The 18190-nt window shown below is 68.0% G+C and carries 16 protein-coding genes and 1 tRNA gene; 9 read left to right on the forward strand and 8 right to left on the reverse strand.

The window, feature by feature from the left end; translation table 11 throughout:
* Nucleotides 1-46: 46 nt before the first annotated feature.
* Genes K1T73_RS08475 through fabI form a run of 5 tightly spaced genes read right to left on the reverse strand, consistent with a single transcriptional unit; the run spans nucleotide 47 to nucleotide 4201 of the window.
* Nucleotides 47-1249, reverse strand: coding sequence for an aminotransferase (locus K1T73_RS08475; RefSeq protein WP_220603478.1), 1203 nt, complete (start codon nucleotides 1247-1249; stop codon nucleotides 47-49).
* Nucleotides 1250-1272: 23 nt separating this feature from the next.
* Nucleotides 1273-2253 (reverse strand): hypothetical protein, encoded by a 981-nt coding sequence (locus tag K1T73_RS08480; protein WP_220603479.1) that lies wholly within the window; start codon nucleotides 2251-2253, stop codon nucleotides 1273-1275.
* A gap of 3 nt (nucleotides 2254-2256) precedes the next feature.
* Nucleotides 2257-2760, reverse strand: coding sequence for a xanthine phosphoribosyltransferase (gene gpt / locus K1T73_RS08485; protein ID WP_220603480.1), 504 nt, complete (start codon nucleotides 2758-2760; stop codon nucleotides 2257-2259).
* A 9-nt stretch (nucleotides 2761-2769) separates the two neighbouring features.
* Nucleotides 2770-3381, reverse strand: a complete 612-nt coding sequence (locus K1T73_RS08490) for a LysE family translocator (protein WP_220603481.1) — start codon at nucleotides 3379-3381, stop codon at nucleotides 2770-2772.
* A gap of 7 nt (nucleotides 3382-3388) precedes the next feature.
* Entirely contained in the window at nucleotides 3389-4201 is an 813-nt protein-coding gene (gene fabI / locus K1T73_RS08495; RefSeq protein ID WP_220603482.1) for an enoyl-ACP reductase FabI, read from the reverse strand.
* Nucleotides 4202-4361: 160 nt separating this feature from the next.
* Here fabI and pdxH point away from each other — a divergent pair, with 160 nt between their 5' ends.
* From pdxH to K1T73_RS08520, 5 genes are all read left to right on the forward strand, one after another.
* The gene (pdxH, locus tag K1T73_RS08500) at nucleotides 4362-4967 is read left to right on the forward strand and encodes a pyridoxamine 5'-phosphate oxidase (RefSeq protein ID WP_220603483.1); all 606 of its coding nucleotides are present in this window, start codon (nucleotides 4362-4364) and stop codon (nucleotides 4965-4967) included.
* Nucleotides 4968-5100: 133 nt separating this feature from the next.
* Nucleotides 5101-5625 (forward strand): cold-shock protein, encoded by a 525-nt coding sequence (locus K1T73_RS08505; protein WP_220603484.1) that lies wholly within the window; start codon nucleotides 5101-5103, stop codon nucleotides 5623-5625.
* A gap of 5 nt (nucleotides 5626-5630) precedes the next feature.
* Nucleotides 5631-6083, forward strand: a complete 453-nt coding sequence (locus K1T73_RS08510) for a DUF192 domain-containing protein (RefSeq protein WP_259400504.1) — start codon at nucleotides 5631-5633, stop codon at nucleotides 6081-6083.
* A gap of 144 nt (nucleotides 6084-6227) precedes the next feature.
* Nucleotides 6228-6304, forward strand: a tRNA-Pro gene (locus tag K1T73_RS08515).
* Nucleotides 6305-6915: 611 nt separating this feature from the next.
* Nucleotides 6916-10608 carry a vitamin B12-dependent ribonucleotide reductase gene (locus tag K1T73_RS08520; protein ID WP_220603486.1) on the forward strand — a complete coding sequence of 1231 codons (3693 nt, stop codon included), beginning with the start codon at nucleotides 6916-6918 and terminating at the stop codon, nucleotides 10606-10608.
* Nucleotides 10609-10927: 319 nt separating this feature from the next.
* On the opposite strand, the gene K1T73_RS08525 is transcribed toward K1T73_RS08520, so the two are convergent.
* The gene (locus K1T73_RS08525; RefSeq protein WP_220603487.1) at nucleotides 10928-11584 is read right to left on the reverse strand and encodes an FkbM family methyltransferase; all 657 of its coding nucleotides are present in this window, start codon (nucleotides 11582-11584) and stop codon (nucleotides 10928-10930) included.
* A gap of 91 nt (nucleotides 11585-11675) precedes the next feature.
* A complete protein-coding gene (locus tag K1T73_RS08530; RefSeq protein WP_220603488.1) occupies nucleotides 11676-12134 on the reverse strand; it encodes a hypothetical protein in 459 nt (152 codons plus the stop codon).
* Nucleotides 12135-12356: 222 nt separating this feature from the next.
* Between K1T73_RS08530 and guaB the strand changes: the two genes are divergently transcribed.
* The 4 genes from guaB to K1T73_RS08550 all read left to right on the forward strand — a co-directional run bounded on the left by guaB (nucleotide 12357) and on the right by K1T73_RS08550 (nucleotide 17542).
* The gene (guaB, locus tag K1T73_RS08535) at nucleotides 12357-13805 is read left to right on the forward strand and encodes an IMP dehydrogenase (RefSeq protein WP_220603489.1); all 1449 of its coding nucleotides are present in this window, start codon (nucleotides 12357-12359) and stop codon (nucleotides 13803-13805) included.
* The gene (locus K1T73_RS08540) at nucleotides 13805-14947 is read left to right on the forward strand and encodes an RsmB/NOP family class I SAM-dependent RNA methyltransferase (RefSeq protein WP_220603490.1); all 1143 of its coding nucleotides are present in this window, start codon (nucleotides 13805-13807) and stop codon (nucleotides 14945-14947) included. The genes guaB and K1T73_RS08540 overlap by 1 nt, the downstream gene beginning before the upstream one ends.
* Nucleotides 14948-15182: 235 nt before the next feature.
* A complete protein-coding gene (locus K1T73_RS08545) occupies nucleotides 15183-17375 on the forward strand; it encodes a PAS domain-containing sensor histidine kinase (protein WP_220603674.1) in 2193 nt (730 codons plus the stop codon).
* A complete protein-coding gene (locus tag K1T73_RS08550) occupies nucleotides 17372-17542 on the forward strand; it encodes a hypothetical protein (RefSeq protein WP_220603491.1) in 171 nt (56 codons plus the stop codon). The genes K1T73_RS08545 and K1T73_RS08550 overlap by 4 nt, the downstream gene beginning before the upstream one ends.
* Here K1T73_RS08550 and K1T73_RS08555 read toward each other — a convergent pair.
* Nucleotides 17509-18144: a gamma-glutamyl kinase gene (locus K1T73_RS08555; protein ID WP_220603492.1), complete on the reverse strand. Its 636-nt coding sequence runs from the start codon at nucleotides 18142-18144 to the stop codon at nucleotides 17509-17511. The two genes, K1T73_RS08550 and K1T73_RS08555, sit on opposite strands and share 34 nt — an antisense overlap.
* Nucleotides 18145-18190: the final 46 nt, after the last annotated feature.

Consider the following 18190-nt stretch of genomic DNA (forward strand, 5'->3'; position numbering starts at 1 on the left):
CCTCGCTCGGGGGTGTTTCGTGACTGCGTGCACTTCGGGCGACTGTCTACGCGGTGGCAGGAGCCGGGGCAAGGGGCAGGGAGACGCGGGCCAGCCGCTCGAAAAGCTCGGCGATGCCGGCGCGGTCCACGTTGGCGAAGGCGATCCGAAGCTGGCGCGCGCCGGACGGGTCGGAGGCGGGCATGAACATGGTGCCGGGCAGCAGCAGCACGCCCGCCTCGCGCACGAGCGCGGGCGCGAGCGCGTCGGAGGGCAGCGAGAACGGGTGCTCCACATAGGCGAAATACGCGCCGCATCCGAGGAGCCGCCACCCCTTCGCGGCGAGGCGGGGGAACGCCTCGGCGATGGCGGCGCGGCGGTCGAGGATCTCGGCCCGTTCGCCCGCCACCCATTGCGACAGGTTGCGCATCCCCCAGAGCGCACCGATCTGGCCAAGCTGCGCGGGGCAGATCGCCACCGTGTCGAGGAATTTCTCGGCCTCGGCCAGCCGCTCGGGCGAGGTCACGAGCGCGCCGACCCGGTGGCCGGTGAGGCGATAGGCCTTGGAGAAGGAGTAGAGGTGGACGAAGTGATCGCCCCAGTCGGGATCGGTGAAGAGATCGTGCGGGCGCCCGTCGCGCGCGTCGAAATCGCGGTAGGTTTCATCGACGACGAGCACGAGCCCCCGCTCACGCGCGAGATCGCGCATCGCATGGAGGGTCTCGGCAGGATACTCGACGCCGCCGGGATTGTTGGGGCTGACGAGGACGATGGCGCGGGTGCGCGGCGTGATGCGCGCCGCCGCGGCCTCGGGGTCGGGCAGGAGACCGTCGCCGGCGGGCAGCGGCACCGCGGTCACGCCGGTCATGTCGAGCCACATCTTGTGATTGAAATACCAAGGGGTTGGAAGGAGAACCTCATCTCCTTCCGCGCAAAGGGTCGAGAGCGCGGCGCAGAAGGCCTGGTTGCAGCCCGAAGTGATGCCGACATTCGCGGCCGCGATCTCTCCGCCATAGGACGCGGACCATTGCGCGGCCAGTTCCGCGCGCAGGTCCGGCAGGCCGAGGACGGGGCCATAGAGATGCGCCTCGGGCGTGTGGAGCGCCGCCTCGGCCATGGCGCGGCGCAACCCCTCGGGGGGCGGATCGACCGGGGCGGCCTGGCTCACGTTGATGAGCGGGCGGTGGGTGAAATCCACGCCGTCGAGCCAGCGCCGGGCCTCCATCACGGGGGGCGAGAAGGTGGTCGCGGTTCGGGGAAGGCGGGTCATGGCAGTATCCGGTCAGGTCGGAATCAGGCGAGCAGGCGGTCGAGCACCGCGAAGCCCGCGAGGTAGGTCCGGCGCGCGGCGCGCATGGCGCCCAGGCGGGCAAGCGTCGCGGTGGGCAGGACAGCGAGCGCCCAGAAGGCGAGGATGGCGGCGCGGCGCCCCCTTGTCATCGGTCGCGAGAGAATGCGGTGGCTGGTTCTGACATAGTGATCGAGCACCCGTGGCTCGGCCGCGCCGAAGCGGGCGCGCAGGCGGCGCATCTGGGTGAGTTCGAAGCAATCGTCGGCGCGGCCCATGAGGCCCACGGCGGCGGTGGTCATGACGCAGGGCGAAACGGCATGAGGCATGCATCCGGCCGAGGCGCGGATATCGGCGACCATTTCGTTCAACCCCGGCACGAAGCCCGTCGCGACCGCGTCGCGTGTGCCGGTCACGTCGAAATACACGGTGGCGAACGTCGTGTCGCTGATGGAGATCTCGGCCTTCATCTCGGAGCCGTCGAGAAGCGCGCGATAGACCGGATCGGAAATCGCGTCGAGGCTCAACCCCATCTGGTTCGTCACGGACGCGCTGCCCATGTCGCGGCCATCGACGTGGATGCGGACCGTGGGCGAAGTGCTCAGGATTTCGCCGCGTGTGCGCGACGAGCCGTCGTCAAGGGTCGCATAGGGGATCGCGATGATCACCTCGGGAATGTTCTTGTTCGGAGGATAGTGGAATTGAAGCCGGAAGTTCCCGTCGAACGAGGTCACGTCGCGGAAGACGAATCGCCCCGGTATGGCCGCCGAGCGGTCGAGTTCGGCCACGAGGCGGCTTGACTGCATGAGCTGATGGTCGGTGAAGTTCTGGGGCGTATCGCGCGCGTCGCCCGTCAGGCTGGCGCGAAAGGTCCAGTCGCCGTCCTCGCGCCGGGTTCCGCAGTCTGAGAGTTCCTGCGCGCGGGAGGCGCGCGGCAGAGGCAGCGTGGCGGCGGCGGCCGAGAGGAGGAGGGCGCGTCGGTGCATGGGTCAGTCTCCGCGATAGGGTTTGACGTATTGTAGCGCCAGATCCCAGGGAAAGAAGATCCATGTGTCCTGGCTCACCTCGGTCACGTAAGTCTGCACGAGATCGCGGCTTTTGGGCTTGGCGTAGACCGTGGCGATATGGGCGCGGGGCAGGAGCGCGCGCACCACCTCGAGCGTGCGGCCCGTGTCCACGAGATCGTCGATCACCAGAACGCCGTGGCCGTCGCCGATGAGGTCCATGTCGGGGCGCTTGGTGATCCTGGGCGCGGCGCTCTGGGTCTGGTGGTCGTAGCTCTTGACCGAGATCGTGTCGATGGTGCGGATGTCGAGTTCGCGCGCGACGATCATGGCCGGGGCCATGCCGCCGCGGGTGATCGCCACGATGGCGCGCCACGTGCCGTCGTCCGGTCCCTTGCCGGAGAGCCGCCACGCCAGCGCGCGGGCGTCGCGGTGCAACTGGTCCCAGCTGACGTGGAAGCCTTTTTCATGGGGAAGGGGATCTGTCATGGGCGCGTCCTAGCGGGTGAAGAGGAGCCTGAGCCCGAGCCCGCCAAGCACGAGCGCCGCGCCGCGGTCGATGACGGGCTTGAGCGCGATATAGCGGCGGCTGATCGCGGCGGTGGTCATCATGAGGGCGAGGGCGGACTGGGCCACGATCTCGAGCGCGAGATGGTTGAGCACGATGATCGCCTTGTCGAGCCCGGTGAGGTCGGGGGGAAACACCACGACGATCATCGCCGCCGAGAAGGCGATGGACTTGGGGTTGCCGAGATTGACGAGAAAGCCCGAGAGGAAGGCGCGTCCTCGCCTGAGCGGCACCGGAGCGCCCGGCGTTACCGGGTCGCGCGCACCGCGCCAGGTGCCGATGGCGAGCCAGACGAGATAGGCCGCGCCGAAGATCCTGAGCCCCAGGTAGGCCCAGGGAAAGAGCGCGAAGACCGCGTTGAGCCCGAGAAGCGCGGCCAGCGTCCAGAGCGAGGCCATGACCGAGAGCCCGAGCGCCGTCAGCACCCCCGCGCCGCGCCCCTGCGAGAGCGAGACGCGCAGGAGGTAGATGAGCGAGGGGCCGGGGCTGATGATCGCGAGCCCCAGCGCGAGGTTGAACGCGATGAGATGTCCCGCGTCCATCGCGGTCTCAGCCTTCGGTGGCGTCGATATCGGGCGCGTCGACGGCCTTCATGCCGACGATGTGATAGCCCGCGTCCACGTGAAGGTTCTCGCCCGTGGTGCCGGAGCCCAGGTCCGACAGCAGGAAGAGCGCGGCCTTGCCCACGTCGTCGATGGTCACGTTGCGGCGCAGGGGCGAGTTCAGCTCGTTCCACTTGAGGATGTAGCGGAAATCGCCGATGCCGGAGGCCGCGAGCGTCTTGATCGGCCCCGCCGAGATGGCGTTCACGCGGATGCCGTCGCGGCCCAGGTCCTCGGCGAGATACTTGACCGACGCCTCGAGCGCGGCCTTGGCGATGCCCATGACGTTGTAATGCGGCATGACCTGCTCGGCGCCGTAATAGGTGAGCGTGAGCATCGCGCCGCCGTCGCCCATCAGCTTCTCGGCGCGCTTGGCGACCGCGGTGAAGCTGTAGCAGGAGATGTCCATCGTGTTGAGGAAGTTCTCGCGGCTAGTGTCGATGTAGCGGCCCCGAAGCTCGTTCTTGTCGGAGAAACCGATGGCGTGGACGAGAAAGTCGATCTTGCCCCAGACGCGCTCGATCTCGGCGAAGGCCGCGTCGATGGAGGCGGGATCGGAGACGTTGCAATCGAACAGGTGCTCGGCCCCGAGCGAGGCGGCAAGCGGTTCGACACGTTTCTTGAACGCGTCGCCCATGTAGGTGAAGGCCAGCTCCGCGCCCGCGTCGGCGCAGGCGCGCGCGATGCCCCAGGCGATGGACTTGTCATTGGCGAGCCCCATGATGACGCCGCGCTTGCCCGCCATGAGTTGATTTGACATGTCCTGTCCCCGGCCCATTTCTCGTTCGTCGTTTTTCCCGTTTAGGCCAATGCCCCAGAGGCATCAAGCCTCGGTCCCGGGAAAACGCGGCTTGTGGCCGGCGCGCCGTGGGGCGATGGTGGCGATGACAGAGGATGATCGGGACAGGAGACGAAAGACCATGGCGGACCGAGGCGGAATCTTTGCCGGAGACGACCCGTTCGAGATCGCGCGGACCTGGCTGGCCGAGGCCGAGGGCACGGAACCCAACGATCCCAACGCCATGGCGCTGGCCACGGTGGACGAAACGGGGCTTCCCAACGTGCGCATGGTGCTGTGCAAGACGATCGCCGAGAACAGCATCGTCTTCTATACCAATTACACGAGCGCCAAGGGCCGCGAGATCGAGGGCCAGGGGAAGGCGGCGATGGTCATGCACTGGAAGAGCCTGCGCCGCCAGATTCGCATGCGCGGAACCGTGACGCGCGAGGAGGGCGAGGAGGCCGATGCCTATTACGCCTCGCGCTCGCTCCAGAGCCGGCTGGGCGCCTGGGCCTCGCGGCAATCCGAGCCGCTGCGGTCGCGGCAGAGCCTGATGGCGGAGGTGGCGAAGGTGACGGCGCAGAAGGGCGCCAACCCGCCGCGCCCGCCCTTCTGGGGCGGCTACCGGATCACGCCGGTGGAGATCGAGTTCTGGGCCGATGGCCGGTTTCGCCTGCACGATCGCTTCCGGTGGACGCGCGCGGATGCGTCCTCCCCGTGGGAGGTGGCGCGGCTCAACCCGTGAAATCGACGTCTTTTCGTTCAAAATGCTATGTCATGTGACGCCCCGCGCTTGCATATGAGCCCCGATTGACGCGAAGTCACCGCCACGAGACGCAAGAGGCGCCCGTCGCGGCGCCCAGTTACCGGGACGCAGGATGGACGAGGAAATCCGCAGGGTGTGGGGCCGCGTGAAGTGGTTCGATCCCGTCAAAGGCTTCGGCTTCGTCGTGGTGGACGATGCCGAGCGTGACATCCTGCTTCATGCGAACGTGCTGCGCAATTACGGACAGAGCTCGGTGGCCGACGAGGCCGGGATCGAGATCGACGTGGCCCGCACCGAGCGCGGCGAGCAGGCCGTCGCCGTCCACGAGATCACCCCGCCGGCGAGCGCCACGGGCTCGGGTCTTGCCGATCTCGACGATATCGACCCCGACGTGATCGAGGCCGCCCCGCTCGAGCCCGCGCGGATCAAGTGGTTCGACAAGGGCAAGGGCTTCGGCTTTGCCAACACCTTCGGACGGGACGAGGATGTCTTCGTGCATATCGAGGTGCTGCGCCGGTCCGGCCTGGCCGATCTGCAACCCGGAGAGGCACTGGCGATTCGCGTGATAGATGGTAAACGTGGTCGCATGGCCACGGAGGTGCGCGGATGGGAAAGTGCGGTAAATTCGTCCGATTGACGTTCATGGCGGCGATCCTTGCCGCGGCAGCCGGACATGCGCAGGCCGAACCGGCCTGCCGCGAGGACCGGGTGCAGCTTCGCGGGGAGGGCGGACAGGCAGCCTTTACCGTCGAGGTGGCCGATGACCGGAGCGAGCGCAATCGCGGCCTGATGAATCGCGAGACGCTGCCCAGGGGGGCGGGCATGCTCTTCGTCTACGAGACGCCCCGCCCGGTGAGCTTCTGGATGAAGAACACGCTCATCCCGCTCGACATGATCTTTCTCGACAGCGCGGGCCGGGTGGTGAAGGTGCATGAGATGGCCCGTCCGCTCAGCACCGAGCGGATCGTGGGCGGCGACGCGGTGCAATACGTGCTCGAGATCAATGGCGGGCTCGCGGGGCCGCTGGGGATCGGCGAGGGCAGCGTGCTGCGTCATCCGGCAGTGGACCAGGAGGCGGCGGCCTGGCCCTGCTGAGGGGGCGCTGCCCCCGTCGCGAAAGCCTGCGGCTTGCGCGACTCCCCCGGGATATTTTTCGCAAGAAGAAGGGCGCGGGCGCACGCGGGGTGCCCTGACGGGGCTTTTCAAGCGGGGGATTCGCCGCTAGACCCTGCGCACGGTCGGGGCGTGGCGCAGTCTGGTAGCGCACCTGTTTTGGGTACAGGGGGTCGTGAGTTCGAATCTCGCCGCCCCGACCACACCTTCCCTAGACGGATTTTCATTGCGGCCACCAGATATGGTGTGTCGATTGCGCATCGCCTGGGTGACGCGGCGGCAGGTTTCCGGCGCGACGGGACGGGGTGCGACGATTTTTTTCGCGCGGCCGACTTATCCGGCGCCGCGCTCGGCGGGTCTGGGGATAACCGGCGCGCAACTTTCGGACGAGCACGGGCCGGCGGCGCTAAACCAGCCGAATGTCATGGCTTTTGCACAGGCCGGGCGCGGGCGCCGCGTGGGGGTTCATGCACAGGGCGCTGGGTGTGAATCGTCGGGCCGGACGGGCGGGACGAAGGATGCCCCTCGGGTCAAGCGCAAATTCCGCGAAATGGGCTAAAAATGTCGTTGACCATGAGGGGGTGAATACGTCAGTTTGTGCGGGCCGGCCGCCAAGCCACAACATATAGTGTGGAAGCCGGAGAGGGACACGATACCCAACTTGCCGTCGGGCCCGCGCCCGCAGCCTGATTTCCGCGTCGCGACGCCTGGTCGCGCGGCGCAGGGTGACGTGTTGCCTTCCGCCGGCAACGAGAGGTCCTTGCCGTGGTGGTCGGGGTCGAGGTTTCAACACGCTGAGGACAGAGGCAGCCGAATGAAAATCGAAAGAAAGTTCACCAAGGCAGGGCAGGACGCATACGCGGAGATCGATTTCGTCAAGACGAGCTCGGAGATCCGCAACCCCGACGGCACGACCGTCTTCAAGCTCGACGAGGTGGAAGTTCCCACGTCGTGGAGCCAGGTCGCCTCGGACGTGATCGCGCAGAAGTATTTCCGCAAGGCGGGCGTGCCGGTGCGGCTGAAGAAGGTCAAGGAAAAGGGCGTGCCCGAGTTCCTGTGGCGCTCGGTCCCCGATGGCGACTGCGAGCGCGTGGGCGAGACGAGCGCGAAGCAGGTCTTCGACCGGCTGGCGGGCGCCTGGACCTACTGGGGCTGGAAGGGCGGCTATTTCACCGCCGAGTCGGACGCGCGCGCCTATTACGACGAGATGCGCTTCATGCTGGCGCGGCAGATGGCGGCGCCGAACAGCCCGCAATGGTTCAACACCGGGCTGCACTGGGCCTACGGGATCGACGGGCCGAGCCAGGGTCACTACTACGTGGATCACGAAACGGGCGAGCTGACCAAGTCGACGAGCGCCTACGAGCACCCGCAGCCGCATGCCTGCTTCATCCAGTCGGTCGCCGACGACCTGGTGGGCGATGGCGGCATCATGGATCTCTGGGTCCGCGAGGCGCGGCTTTTCAAATACGGCTCGGGAACGGGCACCAACTTTTCATCGCTCCGTGCAGAGGGCGAGAAGCTGTCGGGCGGCGGCAAGAGCTCCGGCCTCATGGGTTTCCTCAAGATCGGGGACCGTGCGGCCGGAGCCATCAAGTCGGGCGGCACGACGCGGCGCGCGGCGAAGATGGTCATCTGTGACGCCGATCACCCCGATATCCAGGAGTTCATCAACTGGAAGGTGAAGGAAGAGCAGAAGGTCGCGAGCATCGTCGCGGGGAGCAAGATGCACGAGCAGAAGCTCAACGAGATCTTCGCCGCGATCCGCGCCTGGGACGGATCGGCCGAGGATTCGGTCGACCCCAAGAAGAACGCGCAGCTCAAGGGGGCCATTCGCAGCGCCAAGCAGGTGCAGATCCCCGAAACCTACGTCAAGCGCGTGCTGGACTACGCGCGGCAGGGGTATGACAGCATCGAGTTCCCGACCTACGACACCGACTGGGACAGCGAAGCCTATGCGAGCGTGTCGGGGCAGAACTCCAACAACTCGATCCGCGTGACCGACGCCTTCCTCAAGGCGGTGGAGAATGACGAGGACTGGGCGCTTCTCAACCGCACCGATGGCAGCGTCGCCAAGACGATCAAGGCACGGGACCTCTGGGAGGACGTGGGGCACGCGGCCTGGGCCTGCGCCGATCCCGGTATCCAGTATCACGACACGGTCAACGCGTGGCACACCTGTCCCGAGGACGGCGAGATCCGCGGCTCGAACCCGTGCTCGGAATACATGTTCCTCGATGACACGGCCTGCAACCTGGCGTCGATGAACCTGCTGACCTTCTACAAGGACGCCAAGTTCGACGCCGAGGCCTATGTCCACGCCTCGCGGCTCTGGACCGTGACGCTCGAGATCAGCGTGCTGATGGCGCAGTTCCCCTCGAAGGAGATCGCGCAGCGGTCCTATGACTTCCGCACGCTGGGGCTCGGCTATGCCAATATCGGCGGGCTGCTGATGAACATGGGCTATGGCTACGACTCGGAGGAGGGCCGCGCGCTTTGCGGCGCGCTGACGGCGATCATGACGGGCGTGGCCTATGCCACGAGCGCCGAGATGGCGGGCGAGCTGGGCGCGTTCCCGGGCTTCGAGAAGAACCGCGAGCACATGCTGCGGGTCATCCGCAACCATCGCAACGCGGCCTATGGCGCGACCGAGGGCTACGAGGGGCTGGCGGTCAAGCCGGTGCCGCTCGACCTGGCCAACTGCCCCGATCCGAAGCTCGTCGACCTGGCGATGGCGAGCTGGGACGAGGCGCTGAAGCTGGGCGAGCAGCACGGGTACCGCAACGCGCAGGCCACGGTGATCGCGCCCACCGGCACGATCGGGCTGGTGATGGATTGCGACACCACGGGCATCGAGCCGGATTTCGCGCTGGTCAAGTTCAAAAAGCTCGCGGGGGGTGGATATTTCAAGATCATCAACCGCTCGGTTCCCGCCGCGCTCGAGACGCTGGGCTATGGACCGGCGCAGATCGAGGAGATCGTGAGCTATGCCGTGGGGCACGGCACCATCGGCAACGCGCCGGGGGTCAACCACACCTCGCTGGTCGGTCACGGCTTCGGGCCGAACGAGCTCGAGAAGGTCGACCAGGCGCTGGGCAGCGCCTTCGATATCCGCTTCGTCTTCAACCAGTGGACGCTGGGCGAGGAGTTCTGCACCGGCGTGCTGGGCATCCCCAAGGAGAAGCTGGCCGATCCGACTTTCGACATGCTGGCGCACCTGGGGTATTCGAGAGCCGATATCGAGGCCGCGAACGACCATGTGTGCGGGACCATGACGCTCGAGGGGGCGCCGCATCTCAAGGAAGAGCATTACCCGGTGTTCGATTGTGCCAATGCCTGCGGCAAGAAGGGCAAGCGCTATCTCTCGGTCAATGCGCATATCGACATCATGGCGGCGGCGCAGAGCTTCATCTCGGGGGCGATCTCGAAGACGATCAACATGCCCAACACCGCCACCATCGCGGATTGCCAGGCCGCCTACGAGCGGAGCTGGAAGATGGGGGTGAAGGCCAACGCGCTCTACCGCGACGGATCGAAGCTGAGCCAGCCGCTGGCATCGGCGCTGGTGGAGGACGATGACGAGGCGGCGGAGGTGCTCGAGAGCGGCAGCCCGCAGGAGAAGGCCGCCGTGCTGGCCGAGAAGATCGTCGAGAAGGTGATCGTCAAGGAGATCGTGAAATCCCACCGCGAGAAGATGCCCGAGCGGCGCAAGGGCTATACCCAGAAGGCGATCGTGGGCGGCCACAAGGTCTATCTCCGGACCGGCGAATACCAGGACGGTTCGCTGGGCGAGATCTTCATCGACATGCACAAGGAAGGTGCGGGCTTCCGGGCGATGATGAACAATTTCGCCATCGCGGTCTCGGTCGGGTTGCAATACGGGGTGCCGCTCGAGGAGTTCGTGGATGCCTTCACCTTCACCAAGTTCGAACCCGCCGGCATGGTGCAGGGCAACGACTCGATCAAGAACGCAACCTCGATCCTCGACTACATCTTCCGCGAACTGGCGGTGAGCTATCTCGACCGCACGGACCTCGCGCATGTGAAGCCCGAAGGGGCGAGCTTCGACGATCTGGGCCGTGGCGAGGAGGAAGGCGTGCGCAACATCTCGGAGATGAGCGAGGATGCCGCGAACCGCTCGCTGGAGGTGCTCAAGCAGATCAGCTCGACGGGCTACCTGCGCAAGCGGCTTCCGCAGGAGCTTGTCGTGCTGAACGGCGGGCAGTCGATGGGCGGCGTGGCGTTCGACAGCGCCACCGACCCGGTGAGCGCGCTCCAGACGCTGGTGCCCGAGACGGGCGGCGGCACGGCCACGGCCACGGCGGCGATGGTGTCGAGCACCTCGACCACGGCAGTGGCGGCCGCGACCGGCATGGATGCGCGCGCCAAGGCGCGGATGCAGGGCTACGAGGGCGAGGCCTGCGGCGATTGCGGCAACTACACGCTGGTCAGGAACGGGACGTGCATGAAGTGCAACACCTGCGGTGCGACGAGCGGGTGTAGCTGACAACGGAACAGGGCCGGGGCGGGCACGTGCAGCCGCCTGCCACGGTCCATCGGGGCGGGTGCGCTCGCCCTGACGACACTCGGGCCGCAGGCAAAAACCGGGCGGTATCAAATAGTGAGCCCGAGTGGCGAAACTTGATCGGGGGGTCTCAGGGCCCCCCGTTTTTCATTGGTGGCCAAGATGTGCGGGGAGGGGCGCTGCCCCTCGCCGCGAAAGCGGGCTTTCGCGGCTCACCCCGGGATATTTGAGGCAAGATGAAGGGGCGCGGTTGGCCGGATGCCGGCGCGTGTCGTCCGATGGCGCGGAGGATGACTTCCGGTCAGGTCCGCCGGCGCCATTCCTCCCAGACGAAGGGATAGCACCAGGCACAGTCATGCGTTTCGGAAAGGCGTGTGCGGATCGCGTCACGGGCCTCGGCGAAGGCCGGGTCGAAGAGATGGAACTGCACCTGGAGCCGGGCGATGCGGTCCATGACGCCCGCGTCGAGGAGGGCTGGCAGCAGGTCGTATTCGCCGCCCTCGATGTTGATCTTCACCAGGTCGATCGCGGGCAGGGGGTGCGCGTCGAAGAACTGCGATACGGCCTTGACGGGGGCTTCGAGGCTTTTCTCGAGGTCGGCCACCGCCGAGGAGGCATCGCCCGTGTCCGAAAGCGAGAGCGTGCCGTCGGTCCGGCCGAGCGCGAAGGCGTGGACGTGGACATTCTCCCGCTCCGCGAATTTCTGGGTCAGGTGGGCGGCGAAGACGGGGTGCGGCTCGAACACGTGGATGTCGGCGGAGGGCTGCGCGGCGAGGATCCGGTCGGCCCAGGTGCCTTCGAAGCCGCCGAAGTCGAGCACGGTCGCGCCCTCGGGCAGCGTGTCGTAGGCATAGAGCCGCGCGGGGCCGTTCTCGGCCTTCCAGAGCTTGAACGCGTCGTAGAAAACCCCTTTCCAGGGGTTGCGGCGGCGGTCGAGCCATTTCTTGAGCGATGCCATGGAAGCCCCCCGGGGTTACGGCGCTGTCCCGCTTTCCTCTAGGCGGTCGGCGCGGCGCGTGCAAGCGCGGGCGGGCGCCTTTCGGGGCCGGTCAGTCGGCGGGGGCCCAGGGGGCGAGGTCGGCGGGGGTGACGAGCGGTCTTGCGCAATGCAGCGCGTCGGTGGCGAGATCGCGCAGGCAATGCGCGCCGTCCGCGCGGGCGGGACGCCCCGCGATCTCGCCCGTGCCGGTTTCGGTGAAGAGGAGACGCTCGGGCGTCTCGCCCAGTGGCGAGACGGTGACGAGGTGGCCGCCCTCGACCGTCTGGCGGTCGGTGAGGCAGGGGCGGGGCTTGGCCTCGTCCACGCTGCAAAGAGAGATGCCGGTGGTGCAGTCCTCGGGTCCCGGTCCGCACTCGGCGAGCAGGGTGAGGCAACCCTCGTCCCCGTCGCAGGCGCCCTCGGCAAGCGCGATGGGCCAGCCGGAGGCGAAGTAGCCTTCGGGCGTGGACTGGGCCCGGGCGGAGGTCGCCGCGGTCGCGAGCAGGATCATGAGGAGAAGCGTGCGCATGAGGGACCTCGGACGAGGGGACGGGAGGAGATCGTTGGGCGGAAGGATAGTCTCGCGCGCCGATGCGGGGCAAGTCCGTGCCCGTCTTGCCATCCGCCCGGTTTCGCGTCCCCGGAGGCCCCGGCCGGTCGGGGTCCGTCGCCGCGGCCCAAGCCCCTTTCCTTTCCCCGCGCCCCATGCGATAGGGAAGCGCCAAACGACCCCATCCATGGAGACCGCCCAATGGAGATTCGTGAGGCCCTGACCTTCGACGATGTCCTGCTTGTTCCCGCCGCGTCGAACGTCCTTCCCAGCACGGCCGATACCCGCACCCATGTGACGCGCTCGATCGCGCTCAACATCCCGCTCCTGAGTTCGGCCATGGACACCGTGACCGAGGGCCGCATGGCGATTTGCATGGCGCAGGCGGGCGGCATGGGCGTCATCCACCGCAACCTCACGGTGGATGAGCAGGCCGAGGAAGTCCGGCGCGTCAAGCGTTTCGAGAGCGGGATTGTCGACAACCCGATCACGCTCAGCCCCGACCAGACGCTGCGCGACGCCCGCGAGCTGATGGAGCGCTACGGGTTCTCGGGCTTTCCGGTGGTCGATGGGAAGGGCCGTGTGGTGGGCATCGTCACCAACCGCGACATGCGCTTCGCGCAGCATGACGACACGCCGGTCAAGGCGATGATGACCGCCGACGACCTCGCCATCCTGCACGAGCCCGCCGACCGCGACGAGGCGATCAGCCTGATGAAGGCGCGGCGCATCGAGAAACTGCTCGTCACGGATGACGAGGGCAAGCTCACCGGGCTTCTGACGCTGAAGGACACCGAAAAGGCGGTTCTGAACCCCACGGCCTGCAAGGACCCGCTTGGCCGCCTGCGGGTGGCCGCGGCCTCGACCGTGGGCGACGCGGGCTTCGAGCGCAGCGAGGCGCTGGTCGATGCGGGGGTCGACATGGTGGTGATCGACACGGCGCATGGCCATTCCGAGGGCGTGGCCGAGGCCGTGCGGCGGGTGAAGCGGCTCGGCAACGAGGTGCAGGTCGTCGCCGGCAACGTGGCCACCGCCGAGGCCACCCGCGCGCTGATCGACGCGGGCGCGGACGCGGTGAAGGTGGGGATCGGGCCGGGCTCGATCTGTACCACGCGGATGGTGGCGGGCGTCGGTGTGCCGCAATTGACCGCGATCATGGATTGTGCCGGCGCGGCAGGCGACGTGCCGGTGATCGCCGATGGCGGCATCAAGTTCTCGGGCGATTTCGCCAAGGCGATCGCGGCGGGCGCCTCCTGTGCCATGGTGGGCAGCATGATCGCCGGCACGGACGAGAGCCCCGGCGAGGTGATCCTCTACCAGGGCCGCAGCTTCAAGGCCTATCGCGGGATGGGCTCCCTCGGCGCGATGGCGCGGGGCTCGGCCGACCGGTATTTCCAGAAGGATGCCGCCAGCGACAAGCTCGTGCCCGAGGGGATCGAGGGGCAGGTGCCCTACAAGGGCCCGGCGGGCGCGGTGGTGCACCAGTTGGTGGGCGGGCTGCGGGCCGCGATGGGCTATACCGGCTGTGCCACGGTGCCGGACATGCGCGAGAAGGCGCAGTTCGTGAGGATCACCGGCGCGGGCCTGCGCGAGAGCCACGTGCATGACGTGCAGATCACGCGCGAGAGCCCGAACTATCGGATCGGCTGATGACCCCGGCCGCGCGCGTCGCGGCGAGCGCCGGGATCCTCGACGAGATCCTCGCCGGTGCGCCCGCGGAGAAAGCCCTCACGGCCTGGGCGCGGCGCTCGCGGTTCGCGGGCTCGAAGGATCGCGCGGCGGTGCGCGATCACGTCTTCGACGTGCTGCGGCGGCGGAAGAGCTGTGCCGCCATGGGGGGTGGCGGCGGGCGCGGGCTCATGCTGGGGCTGTTGCGCCTGCAGGGGGTTGATCCTGAGGAGATTTTCACCGGCGAGGGCCATGCGCCCGCGCCGCTCGACGGGGCCGAGCGCGAGGTGCCCGCACCGGGGCCGGTGATCGACCTGCCGGACTGGATCGTGCCGCGGCTCCGGGCCGACCTGGGCGCCGATTTCGCACGGACCGAGGCGATGCTGAAGGAGCGCGCGCCCGTGATGTTGCGCGTGAACCTCGCGCGGATCTCGCGGGAGGCGGCATGCGAGAGGCTGGTTGCCGACGGGATCGCGGCCAGGCCGGACGGGATCGCGCCGACCGCGCTTCGCGTGGAGGCCGGCGCGCGCCGGATCAGGTCGGCGGCTGCTTATCTCGGCGGCGAGGTGGAGCTTCAGGACGGGTCGAGCCAGGCGGCCGTCGCCGCGATTGACATGGCGGGCGTCGCACGTGTGCTCGATTACTGCGCGGGCGGCGGCGGCAAGAGCCTCGCGCTCGCCGCGCGGTCGGAGGCGACGATCCTCGCGCATGATGCGCATCCGGCCCGGATGTCGGACCTGCCCGCGCGGGCCGCGCGCGCGGGCGTGCGGATCGCGACGGTGAACGGCCCGGCGGCGCGGGCGGGCGCGCCCTATGACCTCGTGCTCTGCGACGTGCCCTGTTCGGGAAGCGGGACATGGCGGCGCACGCCGGATGCGAAGTGGCGGTTTTCCGAGGAGGATCTGAGCGCGCTGATCGAGGTGCAGGATGGCATCCTCGACGAGGCGGCACACCTTGCCGGACGCGGCGGGCGCATCGCCTACATGACCTGTTCGCTGCTCGTGGACGAGAACGAGGCGCGCGCAGAAGCCTTCAGCGCGCGGCATCCCGACTGGCGGGCTGTCTCGGCCCGGCGCTGGCCGGTCACCGAAAGCGGGGACGGATTTTTTTCTGGCGCAGTTTAAGCGGGATTGCTAGGGTTCACTCACTATCTATGCGTGTTTCTCGCGCGGATTAAGCGGGCCTTAACGTTTTCGGGCGACATCTTGAGGCACCTGAGTCGAAACGGAATGATGCGTCTTGGCAGCCTCGAGCGACCCCAGTTTTGCCGCAAGCACCGCCAGGGCGCGGTTGCGCCCGCGCACGGGGTTCGTGGCGCTTGCGGCGTGCCTTTTCGCGGTCGCGGCGCTTGTCGTGCCGATGACGCAGGCGCGGCTGGCGCTGGGGCTCGTGTCGCTGGCGCTCGGTGGTGTCGCGCTCTGGCTGGGGCTTGGCATGATCGCCGCGCGCAGGCGGGGCCTGCGGACCCGTGCGCTCATCGCCGAGACGACCGAGCATGACCCGACGCCTTGCGTGCTGACCGATGCCGAGGGCGCGATCCTTCACCGCAACACCGCCGCGCGCCGCGACTTTCCCGTCAGCGGTGCCGACACGCTGGCCGGGCTTCTGCAATCGCGCCTGGCCAGCCCCGGCACGCTTCTCATGCGGCTCGAAACCCGCGCGGCGCGTGCGGGGGCGGCGGTCGAGGACGTGGTCACGCGCGAGGGACATATCCGCCTTGGCGTCCACCGCGCGGGCGAGGACGCGTATCTCTGGCGCATCGAGCGGGCGGGGGACATGGTGCCGCGCCGCGCCGACCCGGTGCCGCTTCCGATGATCACCGTTGGGCGCAACAACGCGGTGCTCTTCATGAACCAGGCGGCGCGCGACCTCGTGGGCGAGCGTGCGCGCACGCTTGACCGCATCTGCCCCGATCTGCCGCTGCGGTCCGGCGCGGTGAACGACGTGAGCACGCGCGACGGCCTGCAGCCCTGCCTGGTGGTGGAACTCGAGGGCACGGCGGGCCGGCGCGAGATCTTCCTACTGCCCGGCGTCGCGGCCCCCGAGCGGCAGCCCGATGGCTGGGCCTTCTTCGACGAACTGCCGGTGCCGCTCCTGAAGCTTTCGGCGGATGGCACGGTGACGCTGACGAATCGCCCTGCGCGCGACCTGCTGGGCTGCGAGGAGTGCGTGGACCAGCCGCTTTCGGAGATGCTCGAGGGGCTGGGCCGGCCGCTGGTGGACTGGATCGCGGATGCCGCGGCGGGCCGCGGCACCGTCCATTCGGAATTCCTGCGCGTGAAGCGGAAGGAGGGCGAGACCTTCGCACAGGTCACGCTCAACCGCGCGCGCGAGGGGGGCGAGACAGTCCTCATCGCGGTCATGCACGACGCGACCGAGCTCAAGTCGCTCGAGGCGCAATTCGTGCAGAGCCAGAAGATGCAGGCGATCGGGCAGCTCGCCGGGGGTGTCGCGCATGATTTCAACAACCTGCTGACCGCGATCACTGGTCATTGCGACCTGCTTCTGCTGCGTCACGACCAGATGGATGCGGACTACAACGACCTGGTGCAGATCAACCAGAACGCCAATCGCGCCGCCGCGCTGGTGAGCCAGCTTCTCGCCTATTCGCGCAAGCAGACGCTCAGGCCCGAGATCATGGACCTGCGCGATGCGCTTGCGGATCTCACGCATCTTCTCGACCGGCTGGTGGGGGAGAAGGTCGAGATGTCGCTGAGCCACGATCCCGCCCTGTGGTCCATCCGCGCCGACCGGCGGCAACTCGAACAGGTGCTCATGAACCTCGTGGTGAACGCGCGCGACGCCATGCCCGGGGGCGGAGCGGTGCGCATCGTGACCGAGAACCTGGAGCTCGAGGCGCCGCTTGTCCGCGACCGCGCCACGGTGGCGCCGGGCCGCTACGTGAAGGTCTCGGTCGAGGATGACGGCACCGGGATCGCGCCCGACAAGCTGCGCAAGGTCTTCGAGCCCTTCTTCACCACCAAGCGGGTGGGTGAGGGGACGGGACTCGGCCTCTCGACCGCCTATGGCATCGTCAAGCAGACCGGCGGCTTCATCTTCGCCGACAGCGAAGAGGGCAGGGGCACGACCTTCTTCCTGCTCTTTCCGGCCTTCGACCGCCCGGTCCCGGCCGAGGCCGCGCCCGCCACGCCCGAGGCGTCGACCGGCTCCGCCGAGGGCGTGGTGCTCCTGGTCGAGGATGAGGCGCCGGTGCGTGCCTTCGCCTCGCGCGCGCTGCAACTGCGCGGCTTCACGGTCGTCGAGGCGGATTCGGCCGAGGACGCGCTCGACATCCTGGCCGACGAGACGCTGCGGATCGATGTCTTCGTCACCGACGTGGTGATGCCCGGCCTCGACGGTCCGACCTGGGTGCAGGAGGCGCTCAGGACGCGCCCCGACGTGCGCACGGTCTTCATGTCGGGCTATGCCGAGGACGATTTCGCCGATGCCCAGGCCCGCATCGCCCATTCCGTCTTCCTGTCGAAGCCTTTCTCGCTGACCGACCTGACCGACACGGTTCAGCGGCAACTGGCCGGCGCGGGCGGCGGATGAGCGAAGCCCTCGCAAGCCCCGCACTCGCCCGCTCTGGCGGGGGCGCAGGCCGGCAGGACGAGAGCGAGGCGGGGCAGGTGGCCAGGGGAAAGGTGCGGGATGGGGACCGGGCGCGCGGCGCGCTCACGGTCCTTCAGCCGACCGAGCCGATCTCGGGCGGCGTGTAGCGACCGTCATCGTGGATGCTGTCATGAAGCGCGAATTCGGCCGCGCATTTGCGGCGAAGACGGGTCTCGACCCCGCGCGACAGCTCGAGCGCCGCGCGGGGGGAGGCGTTGAGCACCGGCGTCTCGACACGGCATCCGAGCCGATCCTCGAGGAAGGCCGTGAGCGCGCGCTGATCCTCGTAACGGAACAGGCGCGTGACGGCGGTGCCGTTCTTCTGCGGCTCCATGAACTTGGCCTGCGAGCCCACATTGGCGAAGCCCGGCCGCTTGCCCTGGAGATAGCCCTCGACGAACGCGTCGAAGGACATCCCGGCGGTCGAGTTGGGATGGTTTCGCATCGCCGGGCGCTGGCGGTAGCGGTACCAGCTCCCAAGCCAGCTCACGGGCTCGCGCATGACGGCGATGACCTCGAGATCGGGGCCGATGAACTTCTCGAGCGCGGGGCGGAAGAAGCGGTTGTAGCGAAAGACCGGCGCATGTTTCAGCTCGGGCGGATCGCTCACCACCATCGACGCATGCGGGCCGAGCGCCGCCTGGTAGGCGGTCGTGCCGGTCTTGGGGACCGAAAGAAAGACCAGTTTCGCCTTGGAAAACACCAGCATGCGCCCCGATCCCCCGATTTCCCGCCCGCATCCGCGCGGCTGTAAA

This window comes from Roseovarius sp. SCSIO 43702 (genome assembly GCF_019599045.1).
GTDB lineage: Bacteria > Pseudomonadota > Alphaproteobacteria > Rhodobacterales > Rhodobacteraceae > Roseovarius.